The sequence below is a fragment of the Massilia sp. NBRC 108631 genome (genome assembly GCF_059704565.1).
The window spans coordinates 87,083-111,770 of the sequence record NZ_BAAKJE010000182.1 but is presented as its reverse complement, the minus strand read 5'-3'; the positions used below and the strand labels follow the sequence as shown (position 1 = coordinate 111,770).

24 protein-coding genes are annotated in these 24,688 nt (G+C 66.4%); 13 read left to right on the top strand and 11 right to left on the bottom strand.

What is annotated here, in order from left to right:
• Nucleotides 1-70: 70 nt before the first annotated feature.
• Nucleotides 71-895 carry a spermine/spermidine synthase domain-containing protein gene (locus tag AC6H42_RS20045; protein WP_497548788.1) on the bottom strand — a complete coding sequence of 275 codons (825 nt, stop codon included), beginning with the start codon at nucleotides 893-895 and terminating at the stop codon, nucleotides 71-73.
• A 149-nt stretch (nucleotides 896-1,044) separates the two neighbouring features.
• On the opposite strand from AC6H42_RS20045, the gene AC6H42_RS20040 reads away from it, so the two are divergent.
• The 11 genes from AC6H42_RS20040 to AC6H42_RS19990 all read left to right on the top strand — a co-directional run bounded on the left by AC6H42_RS20040 (nucleotide 1,045) and on the right by AC6H42_RS19990 (nucleotide 12,552).
• Nucleotides 1,045-1,320: a hypothetical protein gene (locus AC6H42_RS20040; protein ID WP_057155636.1), complete on the top strand. Its 276-nt coding sequence runs from the start codon at nucleotides 1,045-1,047 to the stop codon at nucleotides 1,318-1,320.
• Nucleotides 1,321-1,353: 33 nt separating this feature from the next.
• On the top strand, nucleotides 1,354-2,520 hold the full coding sequence (locus AC6H42_RS20035; RefSeq protein ID WP_497548787.1) for a GGDEF domain-containing protein: 1,167 nt from the start codon (nucleotides 1,354-1,356) through the stop codon (nucleotides 2,518-2,520).
• A gap of 146 nt (nucleotides 2,521-2,666) precedes the next feature.
• Nucleotides 2,667-4,121, top strand: coding sequence for a Ppx/GppA phosphatase family protein (locus tag AC6H42_RS20030; protein ID WP_057155634.1), 1,455 nt, complete (start codon nucleotides 2,667-2,669; stop codon nucleotides 4,119-4,121).
• Between the two features lie 2 nt (nucleotides 4,122-4,123).
• Nucleotides 4,124-4,924 (top strand): substrate-binding periplasmic protein, encoded by an 801-nt coding sequence (locus AC6H42_RS20025; protein ID WP_497548786.1) that lies wholly within the window; start codon nucleotides 4,124-4,126, stop codon nucleotides 4,922-4,924.
• Nucleotides 4,924-8,190, top strand: coding sequence for a response regulator (locus AC6H42_RS20020; RefSeq protein WP_497548785.1), 3,267 nt, complete (start codon nucleotides 4,924-4,926; stop codon nucleotides 8,188-8,190). The genes AC6H42_RS20025 and AC6H42_RS20020 overlap by 1 nt, the downstream gene beginning before the upstream one ends.
• Nucleotides 8,187-9,308 (top strand): HD-GYP domain-containing protein, encoded by a 1,122-nt coding sequence (locus tag AC6H42_RS20015; protein WP_057155631.1) that lies wholly within the window; start codon nucleotides 8,187-8,189, stop codon nucleotides 9,306-9,308. The genes AC6H42_RS20020 and AC6H42_RS20015 overlap by 4 nt, the downstream gene beginning before the upstream one ends.
• 44 nt (nucleotides 9,309-9,352) lie before the next feature.
• On the top strand, nucleotides 9,353-10,066 hold the full coding sequence (locus AC6H42_RS20010) for a hypothetical protein (protein WP_307188280.1): 714 nt from the start codon (nucleotides 9,353-9,355) through the stop codon (nucleotides 10,064-10,066).
• 94 nt (nucleotides 10,067-10,160) lie between these two features.
• On the top strand, nucleotides 10,161-10,919 hold the full coding sequence (locus tag AC6H42_RS20005) for a GNAT family N-acetyltransferase (RefSeq protein ID WP_057155630.1): 759 nt from the start codon (nucleotides 10,161-10,163) through the stop codon (nucleotides 10,917-10,919).
• 3 nt (nucleotides 10,920-10,922) lie between these two features.
• Entirely contained in the window at nucleotides 10,923-11,414 is a 492-nt protein-coding gene (locus tag AC6H42_RS20000; protein WP_057155628.1) for a molybdenum cofactor synthesis domain-containing protein, read from the top strand.
• A 69-nt stretch (nucleotides 11,415-11,483) separates the two neighbouring features.
• Nucleotides 11,484-11,966 carry a nuclear transport factor 2 family protein gene (locus AC6H42_RS19995; RefSeq protein ID WP_497548784.1) on the top strand — a complete coding sequence of 161 codons (483 nt, stop codon included), beginning with the start codon at nucleotides 11,484-11,486 and terminating at the stop codon, nucleotides 11,964-11,966.
• 28 nt (nucleotides 11,967-11,994) lie between these two features.
• On the top strand, nucleotides 11,995-12,552 hold the full coding sequence (locus AC6H42_RS19990) for a TetR/AcrR family transcriptional regulator (RefSeq protein ID WP_057155623.1): 558 nt from the start codon (nucleotides 11,995-11,997) through the stop codon (nucleotides 12,550-12,552).
• A 115-nt stretch (nucleotides 12,553-12,667) separates the two neighbouring features.
• On the opposite strand, the gene AC6H42_RS19985 is transcribed toward AC6H42_RS19990, so the two are convergent.
• The 6 genes from AC6H42_RS19985 to AC6H42_RS19960 all read right to left on the bottom strand — a co-directional run bounded on the left by AC6H42_RS19985 (nucleotide 12,668) and on the right by AC6H42_RS19960 (nucleotide 17,164).
• Nucleotides 12,668-12,955 carry a hypothetical protein gene (locus tag AC6H42_RS19985; protein WP_056404796.1) on the bottom strand — a complete coding sequence of 96 codons (288 nt, stop codon included), beginning with the start codon at nucleotides 12,953-12,955 and terminating at the stop codon, nucleotides 12,668-12,670.
• Nucleotides 12,956-13,129: 174 nt separating this feature from the next.
• Nucleotides 13,130-13,807 carry an ABC transporter ATP-binding protein gene (locus AC6H42_RS19980; RefSeq protein WP_057155621.1) on the bottom strand — a complete coding sequence of 226 codons (678 nt, stop codon included), beginning with the start codon at nucleotides 13,805-13,807 and terminating at the stop codon, nucleotides 13,130-13,132.
• Nucleotides 13,808-13,815: 8 nt separating this feature from the next.
• Nucleotides 13,816-14,610 (bottom strand): phosphonate ABC transporter, permease protein PhnE, encoded by a 795-nt coding sequence (gene phnE, locus AC6H42_RS19975; protein WP_057155619.1) that lies wholly within the window; start codon nucleotides 14,608-14,610, stop codon nucleotides 13,816-13,818.
• Nucleotides 14,607-15,452 carry a PhnE/PtxC family ABC transporter permease gene (locus tag AC6H42_RS19970; protein ID WP_057155618.1) on the bottom strand — a complete coding sequence of 282 codons (846 nt, stop codon included), beginning with the start codon at nucleotides 15,450-15,452 and terminating at the stop codon, nucleotides 14,607-14,609. Before AC6H42_RS19970 ends, phnE begins: the two co-directional genes overlap by 4 nt.
• 13 nt (nucleotides 15,453-15,465) lie before the next feature.
• Nucleotides 15,466-16,296, bottom strand: a complete 831-nt coding sequence (locus AC6H42_RS19965; protein WP_497548783.1) for a phosphonate ABC transporter ATP-binding protein — start codon at nucleotides 16,294-16,296, stop codon at nucleotides 15,466-15,468.
• Nucleotide 16,297: 1 nt separating this feature from the next.
• Nucleotides 16,298-17,164, bottom strand: coding sequence for a putative selenate ABC transporter substrate-binding protein (locus tag AC6H42_RS19960; protein ID WP_057155615.1), 867 nt, complete (start codon nucleotides 17,162-17,164; stop codon nucleotides 16,298-16,300).
• A gap of 175 nt (nucleotides 17,165-17,339) precedes the next feature.
• On the opposite strand from AC6H42_RS19960, the gene egtD reads away from it, so the two are divergent.
• Nucleotides 17,340-18,341: an L-histidine N(alpha)-methyltransferase gene (gene egtD, locus AC6H42_RS19955; RefSeq protein WP_497548782.1), complete on the top strand. Its 1,002-nt coding sequence runs from the start codon at nucleotides 17,340-17,342 to the stop codon at nucleotides 18,339-18,341.
• Between the two features lie 16 nt (nucleotides 18,342-18,357).
• Nucleotides 18,358-19,662: an ergothioneine biosynthesis protein EgtB gene (gene egtB, locus AC6H42_RS19950; RefSeq protein ID WP_057155612.1), complete on the top strand. Its 1,305-nt coding sequence runs from the start codon at nucleotides 18,358-18,360 to the stop codon at nucleotides 19,660-19,662.
• Between the two features lie 46 nt (nucleotides 19,663-19,708).
• Here the strand turns inward: egtB and AC6H42_RS19945 are convergent, their stop codons facing one another.
• From AC6H42_RS19945 to leuA, 4 genes are all read right to left on the bottom strand, one after another.
• Nucleotides 19,709-21,316, bottom strand: a complete 1,608-nt coding sequence (locus AC6H42_RS19945; RefSeq protein WP_057155610.1) for a methyl-accepting chemotaxis protein — start codon at nucleotides 21,314-21,316, stop codon at nucleotides 19,709-19,711.
• 74 nt (nucleotides 21,317-21,390) lie between these two features.
• On the bottom strand, nucleotides 21,391-21,819 hold the full coding sequence (locus tag AC6H42_RS19940) for a hypothetical protein (RefSeq protein ID WP_497548781.1): 429 nt from the start codon (nucleotides 21,817-21,819) through the stop codon (nucleotides 21,391-21,393).
• Between the two features lie 106 nt (nucleotides 21,820-21,925).
• Nucleotides 21,926-22,876 carry an alpha/beta fold hydrolase gene (locus AC6H42_RS19935; RefSeq protein ID WP_497548780.1) on the bottom strand — a complete coding sequence of 317 codons (951 nt, stop codon included), beginning with the start codon at nucleotides 22,874-22,876 and terminating at the stop codon, nucleotides 21,926-21,928.
• Nucleotides 22,873-24,579 carry a 2-isopropylmalate synthase gene (gene leuA / locus AC6H42_RS19930; RefSeq protein WP_057155607.1) on the bottom strand — a complete coding sequence of 569 codons (1,707 nt, stop codon included), beginning with the start codon at nucleotides 24,577-24,579 and terminating at the stop codon, nucleotides 22,873-22,875. Before leuA ends, AC6H42_RS19935 begins: the two co-directional genes overlap by 4 nt.
• Between the last annotated feature and the right edge of the window lie 109 nt (nucleotides 24,580-24,688).

Below are 24,688 nucleotides of genomic sequence, written 5' to 3'. Positions count from 1 at the left end.
AAAACTTGCCGCTCGGCATAATTTTGCATCAAAATAATTCTAAACAACAACAATTATTTCAGTTTGACAATTATTTGGAGGACTGGCCGGCCTTCAGCCAGCGCAGCCGGAACACGATCCAGTGCGCCAGCAGGCGGTGCGCCAGGCCCCAGGCGGGACCGCGCCGGTGTGCCGCGCGCAGCAGGGCGCGCTGGGCCCGGGTGGGGGCCGCAGCGGCGCCGCTCGCGGCGCCCGGCTTGATGGCGAACAGCAGGCGGTTGTTGCCGGCAATGCCGTGGAAGCTGCCCACCCGCTGCTGGAAGCAGGCGCGCAGGCGGCGCAGCACGGCGGCGTACTGCGGGTCGTAGCTGAACACATTGGCCACCAGGACGCCGCCCGGGCGCAGCGCGCGCCGGCAGTCGGCGTAGAAGCCGGCGCTGCCCAGCGCGGGCGGCAGGCCGTCCTCGTCGAAACCGTCCACCAGCAGCACGTCGGCGGCGGCGCGCAGGCTGGCCATGTAGCGGCTGGCGTCGGCGTGGATAACACGGAAGCGCTCGTCGTCCGGCGGGATGGCAAACTGCTCGCGCAGCGCGATCACGTCGGCCCGCAGTTCCAGCACGGTGATGCGGCTGTGCGGCAGGTAGCGGTAGCAGAATTTGGCCAGCGAACCGCCGCCCAGGCCGACCATGACGATGTGCGCCGGGCGCGGCTGGAACAGCACGAAGCACATCATGGCGCGCGCGTAGCTGAGCACCAGCTGGTCGGGGTCGGCCAGGTTCATCTCGCTTTGCACCATGCCAGGCTGGAATTCCAGCGTGCGCAGGCCGCCGCGCGTGCTCACGCGCGGCGCGGCCGGTCCGGGAGCCGGCGGGACGGCCGGCGCTGTTGCGGCGGTGTGGTGCAGAGTGGCGGGCATGGCTTGCTGACCTTGTTGTCAACGGTAAAGTTCTGATAAGCTCGTGGGATTGTAGCGGAGAGCATGCGGCCGCGCATATTCATTTACACGCACACTATTTATAGGTACATTGCCGACATAGGCAGCGGCCACCGTGGAGAGAGCACACCATGTTTTTAGATCACCCGACCATTACCGCCACAAACAGCTTCACCGAACCGGACCGCATCGAGCGTCTGGGCCGCGTTTATGGCTACGTGGCGGCGCTGGCCGATATCGCCGGCAAGTCCAGCTTCATCGAGAAGTTCACGCAAATCCATGACCACAAGGGCACCCTGATCGTGTTCTGGCACGACGCCCCCACCGAGGACGAGAAGGAATTCTTTTCCAAGGCCTGGGCCAGCAAGATCGGCGACGGCAGCACCAACGTCGAGCACGAAGTTTAAACAGGGCCGCAGGCGCGGCCCGCAGTCCCCGACATGGATATAAAAACCCTGGTACTGGCGCTGGCGCTGGGCAATCTGAGCCTGTGCGCCGCGCTGTTCTTTTTCGAATACGAAAGCAAGAAGTCCCTCAGCCTGTCCACCTGGGCGGTCGCCAAGCAACTGCAGGCGGCGGCCTGGTTCCTGCTGTACTTCCGCGGCGTGCTGCCGGACATGCTGACCGGCCCGCTGGCCAATCTGCTGCTGTTTACCGGCATGGCGCTCGACGCCGGCGCGCTGTGGGAGGCGGCCGGGCGGACCGGCTGGCGGCGTGTGCTGCTGCCGGCGCTGGCCGGCGCGTCCTTCGTCTACCTGGGCTGCCATTTCCTGGAGGTGGAACCGGGCGCGCGCGCGGCCGCCGGCTTCCTGATCGTCAGCGGCTTCTTCCTGTCCGGCGTGGCAGCGCTGGCCGTGGCCTGGCGCGGCGGCAGCATGCTGCGGCGCTACCTGGTGGTGACCATGGCGGGCCTGAGCGTGCTGGTGGCCGGGCGCGGCGTGCTGGCCGCCACCTGGCCCGAGGGCTGGTCCTGGGTGGGGCCGCTGGTGCTGCAAGGCGTGGGCTTCGGCGCGCTGTACCTGATGATGCTGACCAATGCCTTCGGCTACCTGCTGCTGTCGCGCGAGAAACTGCAGTCGGAACTGGCGCGCCTGGAAGTGATCGATCCGCTGACGGACGTGCCGAACCGGCGCGGCTTCTACCAGGCGCTGGCGCCGTGGATGGCGCTGGCGCGCCGCCCCGGCCTGCCGACCGCGCTGGTGATCCTGAACCTGGACCAGTTCAAGCGCGTCAACGACAGCTACGGCCATTCCGTGGGCGACGTGGTGCTGAAAGCCATGGTCGAGATCTGCAAAAAGCAGCTGCGGGACAGCGACCTGATGGGCCGCCTGGGGGGCGCCGAGTTCGCCATCCAGCTGCCGCGCACCTCGCAGCAGGACGCCGCCATGGTGGCCGAGCGCATCCGCGCCGCCATCGCCGGCCAGCCGGTGCGCGCCGACAAGGCCATGATCAGCCTGAGCGCCAGCATGGGCGTGACCACCATCCGCGCCGACGACAGCACCGTGACCCTGTTCAAGCGCGCCGACGGCGCCCTGCAGCAAGCCATGCTGGGCGGGGCCAACCGCGTGGTGGAAGCGCCCGACGTGACCATCGCGGAGGAAGTGTAGCGGCCGGGTGTCGCCGCTTAGCCGCGCGCACCGCACAGACTGTCATCATCGCGTCACAATCGATCCGTACTGTGGTAGCATTTTCATATAAACAGTATAAATCGATGCTGGAATCAATACACGGACCCACACCTGGAGCAAGTAGCATGTACGCAGCGGTAGACCTGGGTTCCAATAGTTTTCGGCTTGCCATCGGCAAGCATGACGGCGACGAAATCCGCGTCGTCAAATCGGCGCGCGAACCGATCCGGCTGGCGGCCGGCCTGGACGCTTCCGGCAACCTGACCGAGGCTGCCATGCAGTCTGCCCTGGGCTGCCTGAAGAATTTCCGCCAGGTGCTGGCAGGCTACGAGCTGGAGGCGGTGCGCGTGGTGGCCACGTCTACCATGCGGCTGGCGCGCAACTCGGCCGCTTTCCTGCCCGCCGCCGAACAGGCCATCGGTCACCCGATTGAAATCATCTCCGGCGAGGAAGAGGGCCGGCTGATCTATATGGGGGTGTCCAACGCGCTCAACATGCCCGGCGAGCGCCGCCTGGTGATCGACATCGGCGGCGGCTCCACCGAGCTGATACTGGGGCGCGGCAGCGACATCGAGCGGGTGGAATCGTTTTCCATCGGCAGCGTCAAGCAGAGCCTGTCCTTCTTTGTCGGCGGGCGGGTCGACGGCCCCTCGTTCGAGGCCGCCATCCTGTCGGCGCGCAGCCATTTCGAGGACGCCGCGCCGCCGTACCATCCCGAATACTGGAAAAGGTGCTACGGCTCGTCCGGCACCATCCGCGCCATTGCCGAGATCATCGAGAAGAACAAGCTGGGCAGCGGCGTGACGGCGGTCAGCCTGGAAGCGCTGAAGAAACGCTTCATCGCCGCCGGCCACGTGAGCAAGATCGACATGCCGGGCCTGCGGCCGGACCGCGCCAGCACCATCATCGGCGGGCTGGCGGTGCTGATCGCGCTGGTGCACGAACTGGGCATCGCCGTGCTGACGCCGATCGAGGCGGGCCTGCGGGTGGGCGTGATGTGGGACTTGCAGCTGCGTTCCACCAAGCGCGACCGCCGCGACCAGTCGGTGCGCGCCTTCCTGCAGAAATTCCAGGTCGACGAGGCGCGCGCCAACCGGGTGGCCGAATACGCCGCCGTGCTGTACGCGCAAATGAAGCCGCTCACCGACAACTACACGCGCCTGCTGGCCTGGAGCGCGCTGCTGCACGAGGTGGGTATGGCGGTGTCGCAGACCGGCTATCACAAGCACGCCTGCTACATGGTGGAAAACGCCGACCTGCCGGGTTTCACCACGCGCGAGCAAAAGACCATGGGCCGCCTGATCGTGGCCCAGAAGGGCAACCTGCGCAAGGTGGGCGACGCGCTGACCGACAGCGATTTCGCCAAGGCGGTAGTGGCGCTGCGGCTGGCCATCCTGTTCATGCACTCGCGCATAGAGATCGATTTCACGGAGCTCAAGCTGCGCATGAAGAACCGGATTGAACTGGAAATGCGGCGCGAGTGGGTGGCCGACCACCCCACGGTGTCCTACTGGATGGAGAAGGAGCAGGAGCTGTGGGACGAAGTGGGCGTGGACTTCAGCATACGGGCCAACGCCTGACCATGGCGCGCGGCTACCTGGCCTGGCTTTCGCTGGCGGCGCTGGGTGGCGCGCTGCAGGGCGTGCCGGCGGCGGCGCCAGCCGGCCCTGCGCCGGTCGAGACGGTCACGCTGTGCTTCGAGCGCGCCAATGTCACGCCATGGCGCACGGAGCAGCAGGGCGGCCTCAATTTCGCGCTGCTGCGCATGGTGGAGCAGCGCCTCAACATTCGTTTCGACTTTCAAAGCGTGCCGTGGAAGCGCTGCCTGGCGCAACTGCAGGCGAACGCTTATGACGGCGCCTTCGCCGTCAGCTACGTGCCGGAGCGGCGCGTACTGGGCGTGTTTCCCGGTGGCGCCGGCGCCGACAACGCCAAGCGCATGCACGTAGACCGCTACGTGCTGCTGCGCCGCAAGGGAAGCGCCGTTGAATGGGACGGCAAAGCGCTGCGCAAGCTGGATGGCCCGGTCGGCTTCCAGCTCGGCTACTCGGTGGGGGAGGTGCTGCGTGGGCTGAAGGTGGAACTGGACGAGGGCAGCCAGCGCGCCGACGAACTGGCGCGCAAGCTGATCGCCGGCCGGCTGGGCGCCGCCGCCATGGGCGGCAGCGACGCCGCCGCCGTGATGCGCAGCCCCATGGCGGCGCAGCTGGAAGTGCTGCCGCTGCCGCTGATCGAAAAGCCGTATTTCCTGGTGCTGTCGCACGGCATGGCCGAGCGCCGGCCGGAATTGGCCCAGCGCATCTGGAGCGCCATGGAGCAGGCGCGCAACAGCCCGGCCTATAAAAAGCTGGAGCGCGCAGCGCTGGAAGGCGGAGGCGACTGATGCGCCAGCGCCTGCTCAAGGCCTGGCGCGAAGACATCCTGCTGCGGCTGGCGGCGGGCATCTTGCTTGCCGTGGCGCTGACCACGGCGGTCTACACCACCTACGCAACGCACACGCTGCGCGCCGAAGCGGAGCAGCAGCTGCGCGAGCGCGCCGATCACCTGGCCAGCGTGCTGGCCCAGACCTTGGCGCGGCCGCTGTTCGACATCAACAGTGCCGCCGTGGCCAGCGTGGTCGACGCCATGCAGGCCACGCCGGAAGTGCTGGAGCTGAGCGTGCTGGCGCCCACCGGCGAGCAGCTGGCCAGTTTCCGTGCAGGGCGGGCGGGCGGGGCAGGCGGCGAGCCTGCGGCCGACGCCATCACCGTGCGCCGCGCCGTGGAGTACCAGGACGGCAAGCGCAGCTTCCCGGTCGGTACGCTGGAACTGGCGTTTTCGCGCCAGCAGGTGGATCTGCAGCTGCGGCGCCAGATCACGCATACCATGCTGGCCAACCTGCTGCTGGCGCTGGCCATCGTCATTTCCATCCTGCTGGTGGGGCGCAAGGTGAGCCAGCCCTTTACCGATATCCAGAAGGCGCTGGACAAGCTGACCGAGGGCGACGTCGATATCAGGCTGTCCGGCATCGGGCGGGTTGACCAGATAGGGCGGTTATCCAAGGCCGTGCACAGTTTTCGCGATACGCTGACCCGGCTGGGCCAGGCCGAGCACGAGCTGCGCGAGCTCAATGCCCACCTGGAACTCAAGATCGCCGAGCGCACGGCGGAGCTGACGCGCACCGCGCAGCTGGCCAGCGACAGCCAGCAACAGCTGGTCAAGGCGAATCGGCTGGCCGAGGCGGCCAATGTGGCCAAGTCCGAATTCCTGGCCAATATGAGCCACGAGATCCGTACCCCGATGAGCGCCATCATCGGCATGGCTTACTTGGCGCTGCGCACCGGGCTCACACCTAAGCAGCACGACTACGTCAACAAGATCCACCGCGCCGCCTTGTCGCTGCTGGCCATCATCAACGACATCCTGGACTTTTCGAAGATCGAGGCCGGCCGGCTGGAAGTGGAGCGGGTGCCGTTCTTCCTGGACGACGTGCTGGCCAATGTGGCCAGCGTCACTAGCCAGAGCGCGGCGGACAAGCAGCTGGAATACCTGTTCCACGTGCCGCCCTCCATCCCGCGCCACCTGGTGGGAGATCCGTTGCGCCTGGAGCAGGTGCTGATCAACCTGGTCAACAACGCGGTCAAGTTCACGCCGGCCGGCGAGCTGGAGATGACTTGCGCGCGGCTCGACACGGTGGCGTCCGGCGCTGCAGTAGACAGGCGATACTCCGAACATACTGCGCGGCTGCGCTTCTCGGTGCGCGATACCGGTATCGGCATGACCCAGGAGCAGATGGGCAAGCTGTTCCAGGCCTTCAGCCAGGCCAACGGTTCCACCACGCGCGAATATGGCGGCACCGGCCTGGGGCTGTCGATTTCGCAGCAGCTGGTGGGACTGATGGGCGGCGAGATCACGGTGGAAAGCGCGCCCGACCAGGGGTCGGTGTTCCGCTTCGACCTGGAATTTCCGCTGACCGGGCAAGCCGGGCGCGCCATGGTGGTGCCGGCTGCGCTGAACGGCGTGCGCCTGCTGCTGGTGGACGACAGCCCGGTGGCGCTGGAAATCCTGGCCGAGGCGCTGCGCGCGCTGCCGTTGCGGACCGACACGGCCCGTACCGGCGCCGAGGCGCTGGCCGCCATCGCGGCAGCCGACAGCGCCGGCGACCCTTACCGGCTGGTGCTGAGCGACTGGCAGATGCCGGACATGGACGGCATCGAGCTGTCGCGCCGCGTGCAGCAGGACGCTGCGCTGCAGGCCCGGCCCGGCATGGTGCTGGTGACGGCCTTCGGACGCGAAGAGGTGCAGCCCGAGGCCGAGGAGGCCGGTGTGATCGGTTTCCTGTTCAAGCCCATCGGACAGTCGGCGCTGGTCGATACACTGGTAACGCTGCTGGCGCCGGGTTTCAAGCAGCGCGGTGCCGAGCGGCGCTCGGACCTGCCGCGCCGCATCGGCCCACGGCGACAGTCGGAGCAGACCGAGAGCGAAACGGTGCCGGGCCAGCGCTACGCCGCGCGCGTGCTGCTGGTGGAGGATAACGCGGTGAATCAGCAGATTGGCGCAGAACTCATGGCTACGCTGGGCATCTGCGTGGACATGGCGAACAATGGCGAGCAGGCGCTGGAGATGCTGCGCGAGGGCGGTCCTGAGGCCTATGCCATGGTGCTGATGGATCTTGAAATGCCGCTGCTGGACGGCCATGCGGCCACGCAGCGCCTGCGCCAGGACAAGGCTTTCGACGCGGTGCCGGTGGTGGCCATGACGGCGCACGCGCTGCCGGACATACGCCAGCGTTGCCTGTCCGAGGGCATGCAGGACTACGTTACCAAGCCGATCGAGCCGGACCGCCTGCATGCCGTGCTGGCCCGCTGGCTGGGCATCGCCCGCCTGGCGCCGACCCAGGTGCCGTCACCCGCGCCCACCCTGGCGCCTGGCGCAGCCCAGCGCTATCAGGCCGCCGGCGCCGTCTGCGCCATCGGCGGCGCGGCGCGCGCGGAAGTGTGGGAGGTGCCATCGCTGGACGGCATCGACACGCGGCGCGGCCTGCATCTGGTGGCGGGCAATTCCGCACTGTACCTGCAACTGTTGGACAGCTTCCGCCAGAACCAGCGCGGCACCGCCGAGAGCCTGCGCGCCGCGCTGGCGCGCCGCGACGCCGTGGAGGCGGCCGCCATCGCCCACAGCCTGCGCGGCGTGGCGGGCAACCTTGGGGCCACTTCCTTGGAGCGTGCCGCGCGCGACCTTGAAATCGCCTTGGCGCCAGCGGCCGCCCCGTCACGGCCTGCCGATCCCGCAGGTCCGGCGTCGGCAGGTGCACCTGCGCAGGCGCCTGCGGGGCCCATCCCGGCGGCCGCGATAGCCGGCCTGCTGGCCACCGTGGAGCGGGCGCTGGCCGGCGTCATGCATGCGCTGGACAGCCATTTCCTATCCGCCGCACCGGCGCCGCCATCCGGGGACGCAGCCGGCGCCGTGCACGCCTTGCGCAAGCTGCAAACCCTGCTCGCCGAATTCAGCGGCGACAGCACCGACTATTTCGACAGCGCGCGGCCGGCCCTGGCCACGCTGCTGTCATCGGCCACGATGGACCGCCTGGCCGGACACATGGCACACTATGACTTTGCCGCCGCCAACCAGCTTTTGGCGGCAGCCATACAACAACTGGACACTGCATGAATCCCAAACAGACCGCCCGCCAAACCATCCTGATCGTCGACGACACGCCGGACAACATCACGCTGCTGTCCATGCTGCTGAAGGACAAGTACAACACCAAGGTTGCCAAGGACGGCGCCACCGCGCTGCAGATCGTGGAGACGTCTACGGTCGACCTGGTGCTGCTGGACGTGATGATGCCCGGCATGGACGGCTACGAGACCTGCCGCCGCCTCAAGCAGGACCCGGCCAGCGCCGACATCCCGGTGCTGTTCCTGACGGCCAAGAGCCAGCCGGAGGACGAGGCGCTCGGCCTGCGCCTCGGTGCGGTCGACTACCTGACCAAGCCTATCAGCCCGCCCATCCTGTTCGCGCGCGTGGCCACCCACTTGAAGCTGCGCGCCGCCAGCCAGACGCTGAAGGCCGAGAACAGCAACCTGGAAAACCTGGTGCAGGAACGCACCGGCCAGCTGTCGCTGATGCAGGACGCCACCATCATGGCCATGGCCACCATGGCTGAAACGCGCGACAACGAGACCGGCAATCATATCCGCCGCACGCAAAACTACGTCGCCGCGCTGGCGCGCAAGCTGCAAAAGCACCCGCGTTTTTCGGCCGAACTGACGGACGAGAATATCACGCTGCTGTACAAGTCAGCACCGCTGCACGACATCGGCAAGGTGGGCATACCGGACAGCATCCTGCTCAAGCCGGGCAAGCTGGATAAGGACGAGTTCGAGATCATGAAGCTGCACGCGGTGCGCGGGCGGGACACGATACGCCAGGTTGAGCAGTACATCGGCGGCAGCAACGGCTTCCTCACCTATGCCCGCGAGATCGCCCATTCGCACCAGGAGAAGTGGGACGGTTCCGGCTATCCGGAAAAACTGGCGGGTGAGGCGATTCCGCTGTCGGCGCGGCTGATGGCGGTGGCGGACGTCTACGATGCGCTCATTTCCAGGCGCATTTACAAGCCGCCGTTCAGCCACGCGGAGGCGGTGGCGGTGATGAAGGACGGGCGCGGCAGCCATTTCGACCCCGATATCCTGGATGCCTTCATCGAGATCGAGGGCGTTTTTGCGGAAATCGCCACCAAGTTCCGGGACGCGGAAGATGTTGTGGGTGAGCAGCTTCCTTAGAAATAGTATATATTGTTTATATTGTTGAAAATTCTGGAGCTAAAATGAACAAAACCGTTTCCGCCGAAAACCCAGCCGCCACCCCAGCCGCCACCCCCGTCGAACAGGCCTCCGCGCCGAAGGCCAATAGCGCCAAGCCGGCCGCCCCGCGCGCAGCCGCCGCGAAAGCTGCGGCATCAAAGACTACCGCAGTGAAAGCCGCCGCTCCCAAGACTGCAACTACCAAAGCTGTAGCCGCCAAGGCCGCTGCGCCGAAAGCCGTGACAGCGGCCGCTGCGCCGAAGGCCGCAGCAGCGAAGGCTGCGGCTGCCAAGACCTCCGCGACGAAAGCTGCCGCGACCAAAGCCTCTGCACCGAAGGCCGCCGCGTCCAAATCCGCCGCGCCCCGGGCCGCCGCCAAGGCCGTGCCGAAAGCGGCCGCGAAAGCCGCGCCGAAAGCGGCCGTGAAAGCTGCGCCGAAAGCCGCCGCCAAGGCCGCTCCCAAGGCGAGCGCCAAGGCCGCCGCCAAGCCTGCCGCAGCCGTCAAGGAAAAAGCCCGCAAGGACAAACTGGTGCGCGACAGCTTCACCATGCCGGAGGCTGAATACGCCGTGCTGGGCCAGGTGAAGAAGGCCGCCCTGAAAGCCGGTTTCGAGATCAAGAAAAGCGAACTGCTGCGCGTTGGCGTTGCCCTGATCAGCAAGATCGACATGGCCACCCTGAAAGGCGTGCTGGGCTCGCTGCCGCAACTGAAGACCGGCCGTCCGAAAAAGGCCTGATGCCGTTGCATGTAACCAAAGTGACATGACTTTGTCACGGTCCTGAAGTATTCCCGGGCTACGCTTGCTTCGTCTCAACTCACAAGGACGAAGCATGCAACAGCCTATCTTACAGACGGAAATCCGCACTTCCTCCGCCAAGCTGTCGCTCAGCATGGCCAGCACCCCCGAGGAACTGCGCGAAGTGCAGCGTCTGCGCTACAAGGTCTTCATCGAAACGATGGGCCTGACCGCGCTGGCCAGCGAAGACGGGTTGGACAGCGACGAGTTCGACGCACACTGCGATCACCTGATCGTGCGCGACACCAATACCCTGAGCGTGGTTGGCACCTACCGCCTGCTGAGCGCCGCGCGCGCCCACAAGCTGGGGCGCGTCTACTCCGAGAATGAATTCGACCTTAGCCGCCTGAACAACGTACGCAACCGCATCGTGGAAGCGGGCCGCGCCTGCATCCACCCGGATTACCGTGGCGGCAGCGTGATCATGCTGCTGTGGTCCGGCCTGGCGGAATACATGCGCCGCGAACGCTGCGACTTCCTGGCCGGCTGTGCCAGCATCAGCCTGGCGGACGGCGGCCACAATGCGGTGGCCGTGTACAACTCGCTGGCCGCCCGGCACATGGCGCCGGCCGAGTACCGCGTCACCCCCCACCTGCCTTTCCCGTACAGCAAACTCGAAGCCGCGCAAAGCCCGCAAGTGCCGCCGCTGCTCAAGGGCTATATGCGTTCGGGCGCGTGGATTTGCGGCGAGCCGGCCTGGGATCCTGATTTCGAAAGCGCCGACCTGTTCCTGCTGATGCCGCTGGCCAACCTGGACAGCCGCTACGCCCGCCACTACGGCGTGGAAGGCTGAGCGGTGCCTGACGCAATCAGCCTGCGCTGCGCGGTGCTCAGCGTGAGCAGCCCGCACGGCGCCGCGCGGGACGGGGCGGGGGAACTGCTGGCGGCGCGCGCCGAAGCGGCCGGCCACAGCGTGGTGCGGCGCGTGTGCGTGGGCGACGACGTGGGCGCGGTGCGGCGCATGCTGAGCGACTGTATCGCCGACCCCGAGATCCAGGTGGTGCTGAGCTCCGGCGGCAGCGGCTTCGTGCGGCGCAATGCCGTGCCGGAAGCGGCCGCCGGCCTGCTGGAGCAGGAAATACGCGGGTTCGGCGACCTGCTGCAGCATCTGGCCTACAGCGCCGTCGGCAGCACCATCGTGCAGTCGCGCGCGCTGGCGGGCTACGCCAATGGCACCCTGATTTTCTGCCTGCCGGGCGTGGTGGGCGCCTGCGCGCTGGCGTGGGACCGCATCATCAGCGCGCAGCTTGCGATCGCGCCGCGAAAAAACCGCTTGCAGACGGCCTGAGCACGGATTATAGTGATTGTACCGATTGGTACATGTCGTACCGGTCGGAACAATTGAAAGGTATATCCCATGTCCAATCCCATCCCCACCCGTCCGCCGCTGCCGCCTTTCACCCGCGAAAGCGCCATGGAAAAAGTCCGCCTGGCTGAAAATGGCTGGAACACCCGCGACGCCGACAAAGTCGCGCTGGCCTATACGGAAGACAGCTGGTGGCGCAACCGGGGCGAATTCGTCCAGGGCCGCTCCGCCATCGTCGGCCTGCTCAAGCGCAAATGGACGCGCGAACTGGACTACCGGCTGGTGAAAGAATTGTGGGCCCATGACGGCGCCCGCATTGCAGTCCGCTTCGCCTACGAATACCATGACGACTCCGGCCAGTGGTTCCGCGCCTACGGCAATGAAAACTGGGAGTTCGACGAGCATGGCCTGATGCACCACCGTCACGCCAGTATCAACGAAACGCCGATCAAGGAGTCCGAGCGCAAGCTGTTCTGGGATGCCAGCGGCCCGCGCCCGGCGGAGCACCCCGGCCTGACCGAGCTGGGTTTTTAAGCGGTTTTTTTAGTTTGGAAAGTATGCAATGGCAAGAATGATCGCAGAGCGGGCCGACGTGGTGCCGCTGCTGGCCGAAGTGTTCCGCGCCTACGGCTTTGAAGGGGCCAGCCTGGCCCGGATTACCGAAGGTACGCGGCTGGGAAAGGGCAGTATCTACAACTTCTTCCCCGGCGGCAAAGAGGAAATGGCGGACGCCGTGCTGGGCGAGATCGACGCCTGGTTTCGCCTGCACGTGTTCGAGCCATTGCATGAGAGCGCCGACCCGGCCGGCGGCATCGTCCACATGTTCGACCAGGTCGAGCGCTATTTCCAGTCCGGCCGCAAGGTCTGCCTGGTGGGTGTGTTCGCGCTGGGCAACGAGCGCGACCGCTTCGCCATCAAGGTACGCGATTACTTCGCCGCCTGGATCGATGCGTTGGCCAGCGCGCTGGTGCGCACCGGCAGGAGCGGCACCGAGGCGGCGGCGCTGGCCGAGGAAGTGGTGGGCGGCATCCAGGGCGCACTGGTGCTGGCGCGCGCGTTCGATCGGCCGGACATGTTCGTTACCACGACACAACGCCTGCGCATGCGGTTGAGCAATTGAAATAAAGCAAGAAAATGGGGATGGACAAACAGGAGGGTAACAGCGGGGCTTGGGCTGTTGGTTGGCGCCGGTGACCGCGATGCCGGCGCCTGGCATAGCACGACTGGGAGCTTAGTCAGTGCATCGAGGCAGTCGATAAATCTTTCAGCTCGCGGATGCTTAATTCCGATTTCTCGTGCATACGAAGCAAAATGGTTGCTCCCACCGCCAGCTTTCGATGGCGGATCTTGCTGATAATGGGCGGCTGCACTTCCAGCACACGGCACAGTTCCGCATCATTTTTGAGGTGCATCTTCTCAATCAGCGTATCGAGCAGCTTGTTGGGCACAAAGCTGGAGGGTTCCAACGCCCTTGCTCGATTCATTGCTTCGATCAGTTCGAGTTTTTTTTGCCGCACGCTCATTTTTTCCTCCTTAGTTAGAAAAACGTGGATAGATTGGCGTCTCCTGGCTTGTGTTTTACCGCCCAAACGGCGTAAACATGGCGGATCAACTCAACTATTAATAACCAAGCAAGTTGTATGTATGATACTGCAACGGTAGATTATTGGTAGGTCTAGGACAAAAAAAATTCTTGTTTATTGCGCAAACCGGTTGACGGATGTTGTTTCTTGTAGTCCCGAGCTCGTCAACACAAGAGTGCGGTCGGCCAGCTCGGCGGCGGCGTGCGAATGGGTCACCATGATGGTGCAGGCGCCGCTGGCCTTGATTTCTTTGCGTAGCAGCAAAAGGATGCTGTGCGCGGTGTCGGGGTCGAGGTTGCCGGTGGGTTCGTCGGCCAGCACCAGGCCGGGCCGGTGCACCAAGGCGCGCGCGATGGCCACGCGCTGCAGCTGCCCGCCGGACAGCTGATGCGGATAGTCGGCGCCGCGCCCCTGCAGCCCGACCGCCTCCAGCATGTCCAGCGCGCGCTGTTGCGGCTGGCCGTTCAGCAGCAGCGGCAGGGCCACATTCTGCAGCAGCGTCAGGTGCGGCAGCACGTGGAAGGCCTGGAAGATGAAGCCCATTTTCTGGCGCCGCAGCCGGGTGGCGGCGTCGTCATCCAGCGCGGACATGGCCACGCCGTCGAGCACGATGGGCGCCTCGGCCGCCGCATCCGGCTGGTCCAGCCCGGCGATCAGGTTCAGCAAGGTGGACTTGCCCACCCCCGATTCGCCCATGATGGCGACAAACTCGCCCGCGCGGAAGTTCCAGTTCAGATTGGCCAGCACGGGGCGGCCGGCATAGGTTTTGGACAGGTTGCGCAGGGCGAGCATGGACTTCCTTATCGGGTGAGGGCGCGCCGGGTAGCGAAGCTGGCCGCATCCACCAGCGCCACCAGCAGCAGCATGGCGATGATGACGGTGGCAGCCGCCTGCATCTGGAACAGCGACAAATGGTATTTCAGCATTTGCCCCAGCCCGCCGGCGCCGACCACGCCCAGGATGGCGGCGGCGCGGATATTGTTCTCCCACCGGTACAGGGTGTAGGACAGCATCTGCGGCAGCGTTTGCGGCAAGGTGGCGTAGAAGAAGGCGGCCATCGGCGAGGCGCCGTTGGTGCGCAGGCTATGCTCGGGCAGCGGCGCGGCGTTCTCCAGCGCGTCGGCGAACAGCCGGCCCAGCACGCCGGCGGTGTGCGCGGCCAGTGCCAGGGTGCCGGCGAACGGCCCCAGGCCGGCGGCAATCATCAGGATGGAGGCCCACACCAGTTCCGGCACCGAGCGCAGCACGTTGAGCATCACGCGCACGGCGGCGCGCGCCGGGCGGCCGAAGCGGCCCGCGCCGGGCAGGGCGAGCAGCAGCCCGCCGGCCACCGCCAGCAAGGTGCCGAGGGCCGACATGGCCAGCGTTTCCAGCGTGGCGTTGGCGGTCTTGACCAGGAAGGGTATGGCCAGTTCCGGCGGCGCGAAGCCGGCCAGGAATTCACCGCTGCTGCGCACCGCGTCCGCGCTGAACAGGGCCGACCATTTGAGCGGCAAGGTGGCGAAGCTGGCCAGCACCAGCACGGCCAGGGCCAGCGCCATCAGCCAGCCGGACCAGGAGCGCGGCGGCGCGCTGGGCATGGAGGCATCCGTCATCCGAGGCGCCTCCGCAGGTATTTCGAGACCAGGTCGGCGGCCGCCACCAGCAGCACGAACACCAGCAGCATGGACGACACTTCGCCGCCCGAGAGCATCTTCATCGACTCGTCCATGCGCTGGCCCAGTCCGCCGGCGCCGACAAAGCCCATCACCACCGAGCCGCGGATGGCGCATTCCCAGCGGTACACGGTGTAGGAGACCAGTTCCGACGCCGCTTCCGGCAGCGCGCCGTACAGCAGCGCCGCCAGCCTGCCGCTGCCGTTGGCCAGCAGCGTGTCGGCCGCGTGGGCTTCGGAGGACTCGAGGATTTCGGCGTAGACCTTGCCCAGCATGCCGCAGTAGGTGAGGGCGATGGCCAGCACGCCCGCCGTCGGGCCCAGGCCGACGATGCGCACGAACAGCAGCGCCCACACCAGCTCGGGCACGCTGCGCAGCAAAATCAGCAGCCAGCGCACGGCCTGGCGCAGCAGGCGCGAAGGCAGGGCCATGCGGCCGCTGCCCAGGCGGGAAATTGACAGGCGCTCGGTCACCAGCAGGGTGGCGGGGATGGCGCCGATCAGCGCGAGCGTGAGCCCGGCGGTGGCGATGGCGACGGTGAGCCAGGTTTCGCGCAGCAGCATGGCCAGGAATTCCGGGTCGTGCGCGGGCGGCACGAAGCCGGCCAGGAAGCGCCCGGTGGCCGCCAGGCTTTGCCAGTCGAACAGCAGCGCGGGCTTGAACTCGCTGGCCACGATCATCGGCCACAGCACGATCAGGGCGAGCACGGTGAGCGTCACCCGGCCGCGCCAGGCGGGGTCGGGGTGGCGCTCGGAATAGGGTACAGCGGGAATGTTGCGCATACGGGCCAGGACTTTACAGGCAGGCGCCGATGGCCAGCTTTTCGGGCGTGCTATCCAGCGAAGGCGCGTTGGCCGGCGGCTGTTCGCCCAGGTACAGCTCGGCGATCATCGCTTCGGTGACCTGCTCGCGCGGCAGGTCGAAGGCGATGCGGCCTTTTTTCAGCGCCACAATGCGCGTGAAATTGGCCAGCGCCAGGTCCACCTGGTGCAGGCTGCACACCAGCGCGGCGCCGCGTTCGCGGGCTTCCTGCTGCAGGGTGGCCAGCGTCAGCTGCGACAGCGCCGGGTCCAGCGCGGACAGCGGTTCGTCCACCAGCAGCGCCTGCGCGTCCGACAGCATCAGGCGCGCCAGGCCGCAGCGCTGGCGTTCGCCGCCGGACAGGCGGTCCACGCGGCTATACAGCTTGTCGCCCAGGTTGAAGCGGGCCAGCGCGCGGTAGGCCGCTTCCGGATCGACCGGTTTCACCAGCGAGCGCAGTGCGCGCCACAGGCTCCAGTGCGGCAGGCGCGCGGCCAGCACCGCCGTTACCACGCGCTGGCGCGGCGGCAGCGGCGGCGTTTGCGGCGCCAGGAACAGGCGCGCGCGCAGGCGGTGGCGGGCTCCGTTGTCCAATGCCCACGGGTCGACGCCGAAGGCCGTGTAGCGGCCGCCGTCGCCCGACTGCGGCTGGTGGTTGCACGCCAGCGTGGCCAGCAGCGTGGTCTTGCCGGCGCCCGAGGGGCCGATCAGCGCAAGCTGTTCGCCCGGCGCGATGGCCAGGTCGATGGCGTGCAGCGCCGGCGTGCGGGCGCCGCCGTGATGGCGCACCGTCAGACGCTCGAGCAGGTACAAGGGAGATGCCATATTACTTCTTCAGCAGGCCCGCGTTGACTGCAGCCGCTTCGATGGCGGTGTAGTTTTCAGCCTTGGTCGGAATGAACTTGGAGGCGCGCTGCAGGTCCAGGATCGCTTTGTCTTCAGGCTTGGACGGATCCAGCGCCAGGAAGGCTTCGGTGATTTTTTTCTTCATCTCGGCCGGCATGTCGGCGCGCACGGTCCAGTTGTAGTCGTAGTAGCCCGGGGTGGTGTAGAAAACGCGCACGGCGCTCGGGTCGACCTTCTTCTCGGCCACCAGCTTTTCCCACACGGAGATGTTCAAGGCGCCCGCGTCGACCTTGCCGCCGGCAACCGCGGCGACGGTGGCGTCGTGCGCGCCGGAGTAGGCGACCCGTTTCAGGTCGGTGTCCGGGTTGATCTTGGCGCCCAGCAGGAAGGAACGCGGCATCAGGTGGCCGGAGGTGGAGGACTCGGAACCGAAGCTCAGGGTTTTGCCTTTGAGGTCGTCCAGCTTGGTGATGGCCTTGTTGGTGGTGACGAACACCGAGCGGAATTTCTCGTCCTCGGCGCGCTGCACCAGCGGCACGACCTGGCCCTTGCTGCGGTCCTTGGCTTGCACGAAGGTGAAGCCGCCGAACCACACCATGTCCAGCTTGTGGTTGATCAGGCCTTCCACCGATGCCGCGTAGTCGGTCACCGGGGTGAACTCGACCTTCACGTTCAGCTTCTTCTCCAGATACTCGCCCAGCGGCTTGAACTTGCGCTGCAGTTCGGTCGGTGCTTCGTCCGGGATGGCGGACACGCGCAGTACTTGCTGCGCAGGGGCTTGCGCGGCGGCAAACAGCAGTCCGGCAGCCATCAGCGATTTGACGAGGTTCAGTGGTGAGAGTTTCATGAGGAGGGATACCTGTTTATTGTTAAGGATGTTGGTTAAGCGGCATGGTTAAGTAACTAACCGAGCAATGCACGGCTGTGGCAGCGTCAGCCCGAAACGTGATATTCAGCTATGATAGCAAAACTGTCATCGGCAGCAGGCCCGGTGATGGCCGACCAACTTGACTGAGCACACTATGCCTATGTCCCGTACTGCGGCGATCCGCGTGATTTCGCCTGATGTTTCCAACCGGCCAGCCAGCATTCCGCATGGCAGCCCGGCCGCCATCGCCGAGATCAGCACCGGTTTGCTGGCCGAGCGGGCCAACACCTCGCCCAAATATTTGTACGACAGCCTGGGTTCCAAGCTGTTCGAAGCGATTTGCGAGCTGCCCGAATACTATCCCACGCGCACCGAAGCGTCCATCTTTGAGCGCCATGGCGCCGAGATTGCGCAGGCAGTGGGGCGCGGGTCCACGCTGATCGACCTGGGCGCGGGCAACTGCGCCAAGGCCGCCAGCCTGTTCCCGCTGCTGCACCCGGCGCAATACGTGCCGGTCGATATCTCGCGCGACTTTCTGCTGGAAGCGGTCAGCCGGCTGCAGCAGCGCTTCCCGCACATCGAAATGACGCCGCTGGGGCTGGATTTTTCGCGCAGCTTCCATTTGCCGGCCAGCGTGCGGCCCGAGCGGCGCGTGTTCTTTTATCCAGGTTCATCGATAGGCAACTTCGCGCCGCATGAGGCGATTGCCTTCCTGCGCCGCATGCGCGCCAACGAACAGGGGGACGGCGGCTTGCTGATCGGCGTGGACCTGATCAAGGACGGCGCCGTCTTGGACGCGGCCTACGACGACGCGATCGGCGTGACGGCCTCGTTCAACCTGAACATGCTGCGCCACCTGAACCATCTGATCGGCGCCGACTTCGACGTCACCCAGTGGCAGCACAGGGCGTTCTTCAACGCCGAAGAAAGCCGGGTGGAGATGCACCTGGAAGCGCGCGAGGGGCTGACCGTGAGCTGGGGAGGCTACGAGCGCCATTTCGCGCGCGGGGAGCGGATTCATACGGAAGACAGCTACAAGTACACCCGGCGCAGTTTTATCGACCTGCTGCAGGAGGCCGGTTTCGCCGCCACGCGCACCTGGACCGACGACGCGCAATGGTTCGCGGTGCTGCATGCCAGGGCGATAGGCGACTGACCGGGGCACCCAGACCATGCACATGACCGACCCTGCGCACTGGATAGCGCGCTACAACACGGTGCGCGAGCGTTCGCTGGCGCTGGCCGAACCGCTGTCGGACGAAGACTGCGGTGCCCAGTCGATGCCGGACGCGAGCCCCATCAAGTGGCACCTGGCGCACACCACGTGGTTCTTCGAGACTTTCATCCTGGAGCGCCTGGAGACGCAGTTCGCGCCTTTCCATCCGGCGTTCCGGGTACTGTTCAACTCGTATTACAACGGCATCGGCGAGAAGCATCCGCGCCCGCAGCGCGGCTTGCTGACGCGGCCCGCGCTGGCGGAAGTGAAAGCCTACCGCGCCAACGTGGACGTGCGCATGGCGCGCCTGTTCGCAGGCGAGCTGGCCGCGCCGCAGCGGGAACAGCTGGAAATGCTGGTCACGCTCGGCCTGGAGCACGAGCAGCAGCACCAGGAATTGATGCTGACGGATGTGAAGCACCTGCTGGCGCAGAACCCCCTGCATCCCGCCTACGTTCAGCGCGCCGAGGCGCCGGCCGGCGCATTGGCCGTCGCGGGGCGACCCGGCAGTTCCGCCGCAGCCGCGTCCGGCGCCGGCGGCGCGCCGGACTGGATCGCGTTCGACGGCGGCCTGGCCGAGATCGGCCATGGCGGCGATGGCTTCTGCTTCGACAACGAGCTGCCGCGCCACCGCCAATATGTGGCGCCGTTTGCGCTGGCCTCGCGCCTGGTCACGAACGGTGAGTACCTGGCCTTCATCGAAGCGGGCGGATATGAAACGCCGTCGCTCTGGCTGGCCGAGGGCTGGGACTGGGTTTGCACGCAAGGCTTGCGCAAGCCGATGTACTGGCTGCGGGACGAGACTAGCGGGCAATGGTCCGAGTTCACGCTGTTCGGCTTGCAGCCGCTGGACCCGCAAGGCCCGGCCACGCATTTGTCGCTGTTCGAGGCGGACGCCTACGCGCACTGGCGCGGCGCGCGCCTGCCCACCGAGGGCGAGTGGGAGCTCGCGGCGCAGCAGCTGGCGCCGGAAACCGGCCAGCTGCACCCGGCTGCGGCGCGGGAGGACGGCGACGCCGGCCTGTTGCAGATGTTCGGCCATTGCTGGCAATGGACCAGCAGCAGCTATGCCCCCTATCCCGGCTACGAGACGGCGCCGGGCGCGCTGGGCGAATACAACGGCAAGTTCATGCTGAACCAGTACGTGCTGCGCGGCTCGTCGTGTGCCACGCCGGCGGGGCATGCACGCGCCAGCTACCGCAATTTCTTCCCTGCCGGCGCGCGCTGGCAATTCACGGGCATACGCCTGGCGCGGCGCTAGCGGCAGGTCGGGTGGGGCCGGGGCCGGAGGTTCGCCCCCCACGCCATCAGGCGGCGCGGCGCTCCAGCAGCGCGCGGGTGGGCGGCTTGATGTTTGCGTGCCCCGGCCCTGCGGCCAGCCGGAACTGGCTGACCACGTCCTGCAGCGCGCCGGTCTGGTCGTGCATCGCCGCCGCTGCCGCCGCTGCCTGCTCGACCAGCGCCGCGTTCTGCTGCGTGGTCTGATCCATCTGGCTGATGGCGACGTTGATCTGTTCGATGCCGTCGGTCTGCTCGCGGTTGGCCAGCGTGATCTCGCCCACGATGTCGCTCACGCGCCGCACGCTGGCTACCACTTCATCCATGGTGCTGCCGGCCTGTTCCACCAGCGCGGCGCCGGCGTCCACCTTGCCCACCGAATCGGCGATCAGTTCCTTGATTTCCCTGGCTGCGCTGGCGGACCGCTGCGCAAGGGTACGTACTTCGGACGCCACCACGGCAAAGCCGCGCCCCTGTTCCCCGGCGCGCGCCGCTTCCACGGCCGCGTTCAGCGCGAGGATATTGGTCTGGAAGGCGATGCCGTCGATCACCCCCACAATTTCGGCAATCCTGCGCGAGGAGGCGTTGATCGAACCCATGGTTTCCACCACTTGCGACACCACTTTGCCGCCGCGCTGCGCCACTGCCGACGCGCTTTGCGCCAGCTGGTTGGCCTGGCGCGCGTTGTCGCTGTTGTTGCGCACGGTGGCGGTCATTTCGATCATGGACGAAGCGGTTTGCTCCAGCGCGCTGGCCTGCGCCTCGGTGCGCGCGGACAGGTCCATATTGCCGCTGGCGATCTCGCTCGACGCGGTGGCGATGGCGCCGGTGCCGCTGCGCACCTGGCCGACGATGTGCGCCAGGCTGCCATTCATGTCTTTCAGCGCCTCCAGCAGCTGGCCCGCCTCGCAGCGCGTGTCGGCCTCGATCTGGCTGGTCAGGTCGCCCGCCGCCACGGCGCGCGCCACGCGCAGCGCGTGGCCGATCGGCGTGGTGATGGAGTGCGTCACGCGCCAAGCGAAAGCCACGCCCAGCAGCAACGCCAGCACGCCCAAGCCGGCCATCATGCGCTCCGCCGTGCCGATGTTCGCCTTCACCAGCGCGCCGTGTTCGGTGACGATGCCGCGCTGCAGATCGTTCAGTTGCTTGACGCTGCCTTGCAGCGCAGCCAGCACCGGCAGCGTTTCGCTGCGCATCAGCTGTGCCGCCTCATCGCGCTGGCCGGCGGCGATCAGCTTGTCGACCCTGCTGAAGGATTGCACATACTGCACCCGTTGCGCGCGGATCGTCGCCAGCAGCGCTTTGCCCTCCGGCAGCACAACCAGCTGCTCCAGCAGCGCCAGGGCGTCCGAAATAGTCTTTTTGTTGGCGTCGATACCGGCGTGGATGCGCGCCTGGGCTGTGGCATCGGAGGCGATGAACAGCTCCAGTACCAGCGCCGAGTTGGCGCGCGTGGTGGCCGCGATGGTGGCGGCGGCATCGGCCTTGCGCCAGTCCTGGTCCACCATGGTGGTGCTCAGGTCGCCTATCTGCCACAGCCGCTGCAAGCCCACGCCGATCAGTGCCGCCATCAGCAGCAGAACCACGCCGAAGCCCAACCCAAGCCGGGCGCCTATCTTCAGATTCGCCAGTTTCATGCTTCCCTCCCGAAATGTTGCAGTGCAAAAACAGTATAGCAACTTTCGGGAAAGGTGTTCTGTGCTGGACAGCGCTAGCGCAAGGCCAGATGCAGCAAGCGTGGCTGCTGAGCATCGGAGTGCGCCATCGGCCCGGCTGGCATTGCAATCAGCAGCTCGCCATTTACCTTGCCGTAGGGTTGCAGTTCGATGCGCATCTTGAGCTGGCGGTCCAGCGCCACAAAGTCGTTCGAGCCGATGGCCACGATCTGGTGTTCGGTCCAGTCGTCCACCCTGGCGAAGTAGCGCTTGTCCACCCGCCGCAGATAGAGGGTCTGGCCATTGGCCAGGTTGTAGGCGCCGGCGAACTGCTGGAATTCGTCGCGCTGCATGGGAATGATCTGCCCGGGGGCCGGTGCTTCGATCTGGCGCACGGGGCCGGGAATGGTCACGGTGTCGGCGGTCTGCGCGCCCGCCAGCAGTGACCCAGAGGCGAGCAGGCCCGCCAGGATAAGCGTTTTCATGATGAGGTCCTTCCTTCGCGATGACAGCCAGGCAATCTAGGCAGTCTAGGCTTGCGGGAAGGGGCGCGCGTCATTCAAGTGAATGAGGCCGCGGGCATGCGGGGGGCTAAAGTTGTTGTTTGTCCAAGACAGCCATCACTGCGCCGACCACCGCTTCCGGCCGGGTGTACAGAATGGACTGGCCTGCGTCCTGCACGATGGTGCTGCTGCCGCGCGTGGACAAGGCCGCCAATTGCCGGCTGGCGAGGGATTCGGCGCGCGCGAGCACCGCCAGCGGCATGTCGCCGTAGCTCTTGCGCGCGGCGCGCAGCTGGCTGGCGCTGGCGGCCAGGTTGTCGATTTCGGAGGCGCGCGAGCGCCAGTAGGCGGGTTTGGCCACTTGTGCCGTTTGCGCGGCAGCCAGTTTGGGGCCGGTTTCGCCGCCTGGCGCGTAGGCGCAAGCAGGGGCGGCGCCGATCTTGCCGCTGTTGGCGGCGTCCAGGCAAGCCAGGGCTGCCTCGCGTGCCGCCGCCAGCGATGCGGCTTGCGGGAGCGCGGCGCCGTCATTGGCATTGGCGGCAGGAGCGGCTGCCGCCAGTTCCTCGTCGGACGGCGGCTCCACCAGCACCAGGCCGGTGACGTTGCCGCGTCGGCGCGCGGCGAACTGCTGCGCAATCATGGCGCCGAAGCCGGCGCCCACCAGCACGTAAGGCCCATCCATGCGCGCATTCTTCAGCATGAAGTGCAGGTCCTTGGTGGCGTTGCCGGCCGTGGCGGCGCGGGTGGCCGGGTCGCTGAAGCCCATGCCGGCGCGGTCGTACACGCAGGCGCGGGTGCGCTTGGCCACTTCCGGCTGCACGGAGGACCAGTCCCAGCCCGCGCGGCCGCCGTCGGCCTCGAACAGCACGGTGGGCGAGCCCTTGCCCATGCAATACATATTCAGCTTGCGGTCGCCCACGTCCACCTTGACCTGCCCGCTGGCGTAAGCATCCTGCCCCGCAGGCGGGGCGGCGTGGGTGCTGGCGGCGGCTAGCAGGAGGGCGGCAGCCGCCCCGGAGAACGTGGGCCAGCGCATCATGCAGTGGCGTCCGCGCCGGCGGCCGCGGGGGCTGCAGCCGCTTCCTTCTGCCGGATCTGGCGGTTGACGGCGCTCAGCACGGCCTTGAAGGACGCAGTGACGATGTTGCTGTCGATGCCGGCGCCGAACAGGGTCGGGCCGTTTTCCAGGCGCAGCTCAACATAGCAGGCCGCCTTGGCGTTGGCGCCGGAGCCGATCGAGTGCTCGTGGTAGTCCATCAGCTTGATGTCCAGGCCGAGCGCGTCGACGAAGGCGTCGATCGGGCCATTGCCGCCGCCTTGCAGCGCCATGCTGGCGCCACGGTGGCTGAGGGCGATGTCGATCTGCACCGGCTCGTCGCTGGTGGTGTCTTCCTGCATCTTGTGCGAGCTGTAGGCGTACGGCGCGGTCTGCTCCAGATATTCCTGGCTGAAGATCTGGTGGATGCCTTCGGAGGTGATTTCCAGGCCGGTCTGGTCGGCCACCGCCTGCACCGCGCGGCTGAACTCGATCTGCAGGCGGCGCGGCAGCACCAGGCCGAAGTCCTGCTCGAGCAGGTAGGCCATGCCGCCCTTGCCGGACTGGCTGTTCACGCGGATCACCGCGTCGTAGCTGCGGCCCAGGTCTTGCGGGTCGATCGGCAGGTAGGGGATTTCCCAAGGCTGGTCCGGCTGCTGCTTGGCGAAGCCTTTCTTGATCGCGTCCTGGTGCGAACCGGAGAAGGCGGTGAACACCAGGTCGCCCACGTAAGGATGGCGCGGGTGCACCGGCAGCTGGTTGCATTCCTCGACCAGCTTGCGCACGCTGTCAATGTCGGAGAAGTCCAGGCCCGGGTGCACGCCCTGGGTGTACAGGTTCAACGCCAGCGTCACCAGGTCCACGTTGCCGGTGCGCTCGCCGTTGCCGAACAGGCAGCCTTCCACGCGGTCGGCGCCGGCCATGACGGCCAGTTCGGCGGCGGCAATCGCGGTGCCGCGGTCGTTATGCGGGTGCACCGACAGGATCAGCGAATCGCGGCGTTCCAGCTTGCGCGACATCCATTCGATCTGGTCGGCATACACGTTGGGCGTGCTGCACTCCACGGTCGACGGCATGTTGATGATCATCTTCTTCTGCGGGGTCGGCTTCCAGATGGCGCTGACGGCGTCGCAGATATGCTTGGAGAAATCGAGCTCGGTGGTGGAGAACGATTCCGGCGTGTATTCGAATCCCCAGTCGGTTTGCGGGTGCTGGGCGATCAGTTGCTTCACCAGCGTGGTGCCGGTGGTGGCGATGTTGGTGATTTCTTCGCGCGACATGCCGAACACCACTTTGCGGAACACCGGCGCCACCGAGTTGTACAGGTGGACAATGGCGCGCTTGGCGCCGGCCGCCGCTTCCACGGTGCGGCGGATCAGCTCTTCGCGCGACTGCGTCAGCACGATGATGGTGACGTCGTCCGGAATGCGGTCTTCGTCGATCAGCTTGCGCACGAAGTCGAAGTCGGTCTGCGAGGCCGAAGGGAAGCCCACTTCGATTTCCTTGATGCCGATCTTGATCAGCATTTCAAAGAAGCGCAGCTTCTTCTCGGGGCTCATCGGCTCGATCAGCGCCTGGTTGCCGTCGCGCAGATCGGTGCTCATCCAGATCGGCGGCTTGCTGATGATGGCGTTCGGCCAGGTGCGGTCGGTCAATTGGACAGCCGGGAAGGCGCGGTATTTCGCTGCTGGGTTTTGCAACATCATGGTGGTACTCCTGAGTCTTCTGAATTTTGGAAAGCCCCATGCCGGTCATGGGCGCATGCGATGTGGCGTTGGCTGCCTGGCGGGCCACGGAGACGCTAGGCCAGGCAAC

Coding starts and splice junctions, on each gene's coding strand:
- phnE (WP_057155619.1), bottom strand. CDS start 14,610: ATGACGGATGCCTCCATGCCCAGCGCGCCGCCGCGCTCCTGGTCCGGC.
- AC6H42_RS19935 (WP_497548780.1), bottom strand. CDS start 22,876: ATGATGCGCTGGCCCACGTTCTCCGGGGCGGCTGCCGCCCTCCTGCTA.
- AC6H42_RS20020 (WP_497548785.1), top strand. CDS start 4,924: ATGCGCCAGCGCCTGCTCAAGGCCTGGCGCGAAGACATCCTGCTGCGG.
- AC6H42_RS19965 (WP_497548783.1), bottom strand. CDS start 16,296: ATGGCATCTCCCTTGTACCTGCTCGAGCGTCTGACGGTGCGCCATCAC.
- egtB (WP_057155612.1), top strand. CDS start 18,358: ATGCACATGACCGACCCTGCGCACTGGATAGCGCGCTACAACACGGTG.
- AC6H42_RS20005 (WP_057155630.1), top strand. CDS start 10,161: ATGCAACAGCCTATCTTACAGACGGAAATCCGCACTTCCTCCGCCAAG.
- AC6H42_RS19945 (WP_057155610.1), bottom strand. CDS start 21,316: ATGAAACTGGCGAATCTGAAGATAGGCGCCCGGCTTGGGTTGGGCTTC.
- AC6H42_RS20030 (WP_057155634.1), top strand. CDS start 2,667: ATGTACGCAGCGGTAGACCTGGGTTCCAATAGTTTTCGGCTTGCCATC.
- AC6H42_RS20045 (WP_497548788.1), bottom strand. CDS start 895: ATGCCCGCCACTCTGCACCACACCGCCGCAACAGCGCCGGCCGTCCCG.
- AC6H42_RS20015 (WP_057155631.1), top strand. CDS start 8,187: ATGAATCCCAAACAGACCGCCCGCCAAACCATCCTGATCGTCGACGAC.
- AC6H42_RS19990 (WP_057155623.1), top strand. CDS start 11,995: ATGGCAAGAATGATCGCAGAGCGGGCCGACGTGGTGCCGCTGCTGGCC.
- AC6H42_RS20010 (WP_307188280.1), top strand. CDS start 9,353: ATGAACAAAACCGTTTCCGCCGAAAACCCAGCCGCCACCCCAGCCGCC.
- AC6H42_RS19985 (WP_056404796.1), bottom strand. CDS start 12,955: ATGAGCGTGCGGCAAAAAAAACTCGAACTGATCGAAGCAATGAATCGA.
- AC6H42_RS19960 (WP_057155615.1), bottom strand. CDS start 17,164: ATGAAACTCTCACCACTGAACCTCGTCAAATCGCTGATGGCTGCCGGA.
- AC6H42_RS19995 (WP_497548784.1), top strand. CDS start 11,484: ATGTCCAATCCCATCCCCACCCGTCCGCCGCTGCCGCCTTTCACCCGC.
- egtD (WP_497548782.1), top strand. CDS start 17,340: ATGCCTATGTCCCGTACTGCGGCGATCCGCGTGATTTCGCCTGATGTT.
- AC6H42_RS19970 (WP_057155618.1), bottom strand. CDS start 15,452: ATGCGCAACATTCCCGCTGTACCCTATTCCGAGCGCCACCCCGACCCC.
- leuA (WP_057155607.1), bottom strand. CDS start 24,579: ATGATGTTGCAAAACCCAGCAGCGAAATACCGCGCCTTCCCGGCTGTC.
- AC6H42_RS20040 (WP_057155636.1), top strand. CDS start 1,045: ATGTTTTTAGATCACCCGACCATTACCGCCACAAACAGCTTCACCGAA.
- AC6H42_RS20025 (WP_497548786.1), top strand. CDS start 4,124: ATGGCGCGCGGCTACCTGGCCTGGCTTTCGCTGGCGGCGCTGGGTGGC.
- AC6H42_RS20035 (WP_497548787.1), top strand. CDS start 1,354: ATGGATATAAAAACCCTGGTACTGGCGCTGGCGCTGGGCAATCTGAGC.
- AC6H42_RS19940 (WP_497548781.1), bottom strand. CDS start 21,819: ATGAAAACGCTTATCCTGGCGGGCCTGCTCGCCTCTGGGTCACTGCTG.
- AC6H42_RS19980 (WP_057155621.1), bottom strand. CDS start 13,807: ATGCTCGCCCTGCGCAACCTGTCCAAAACCTATGCCGGCCGCCCCGTG.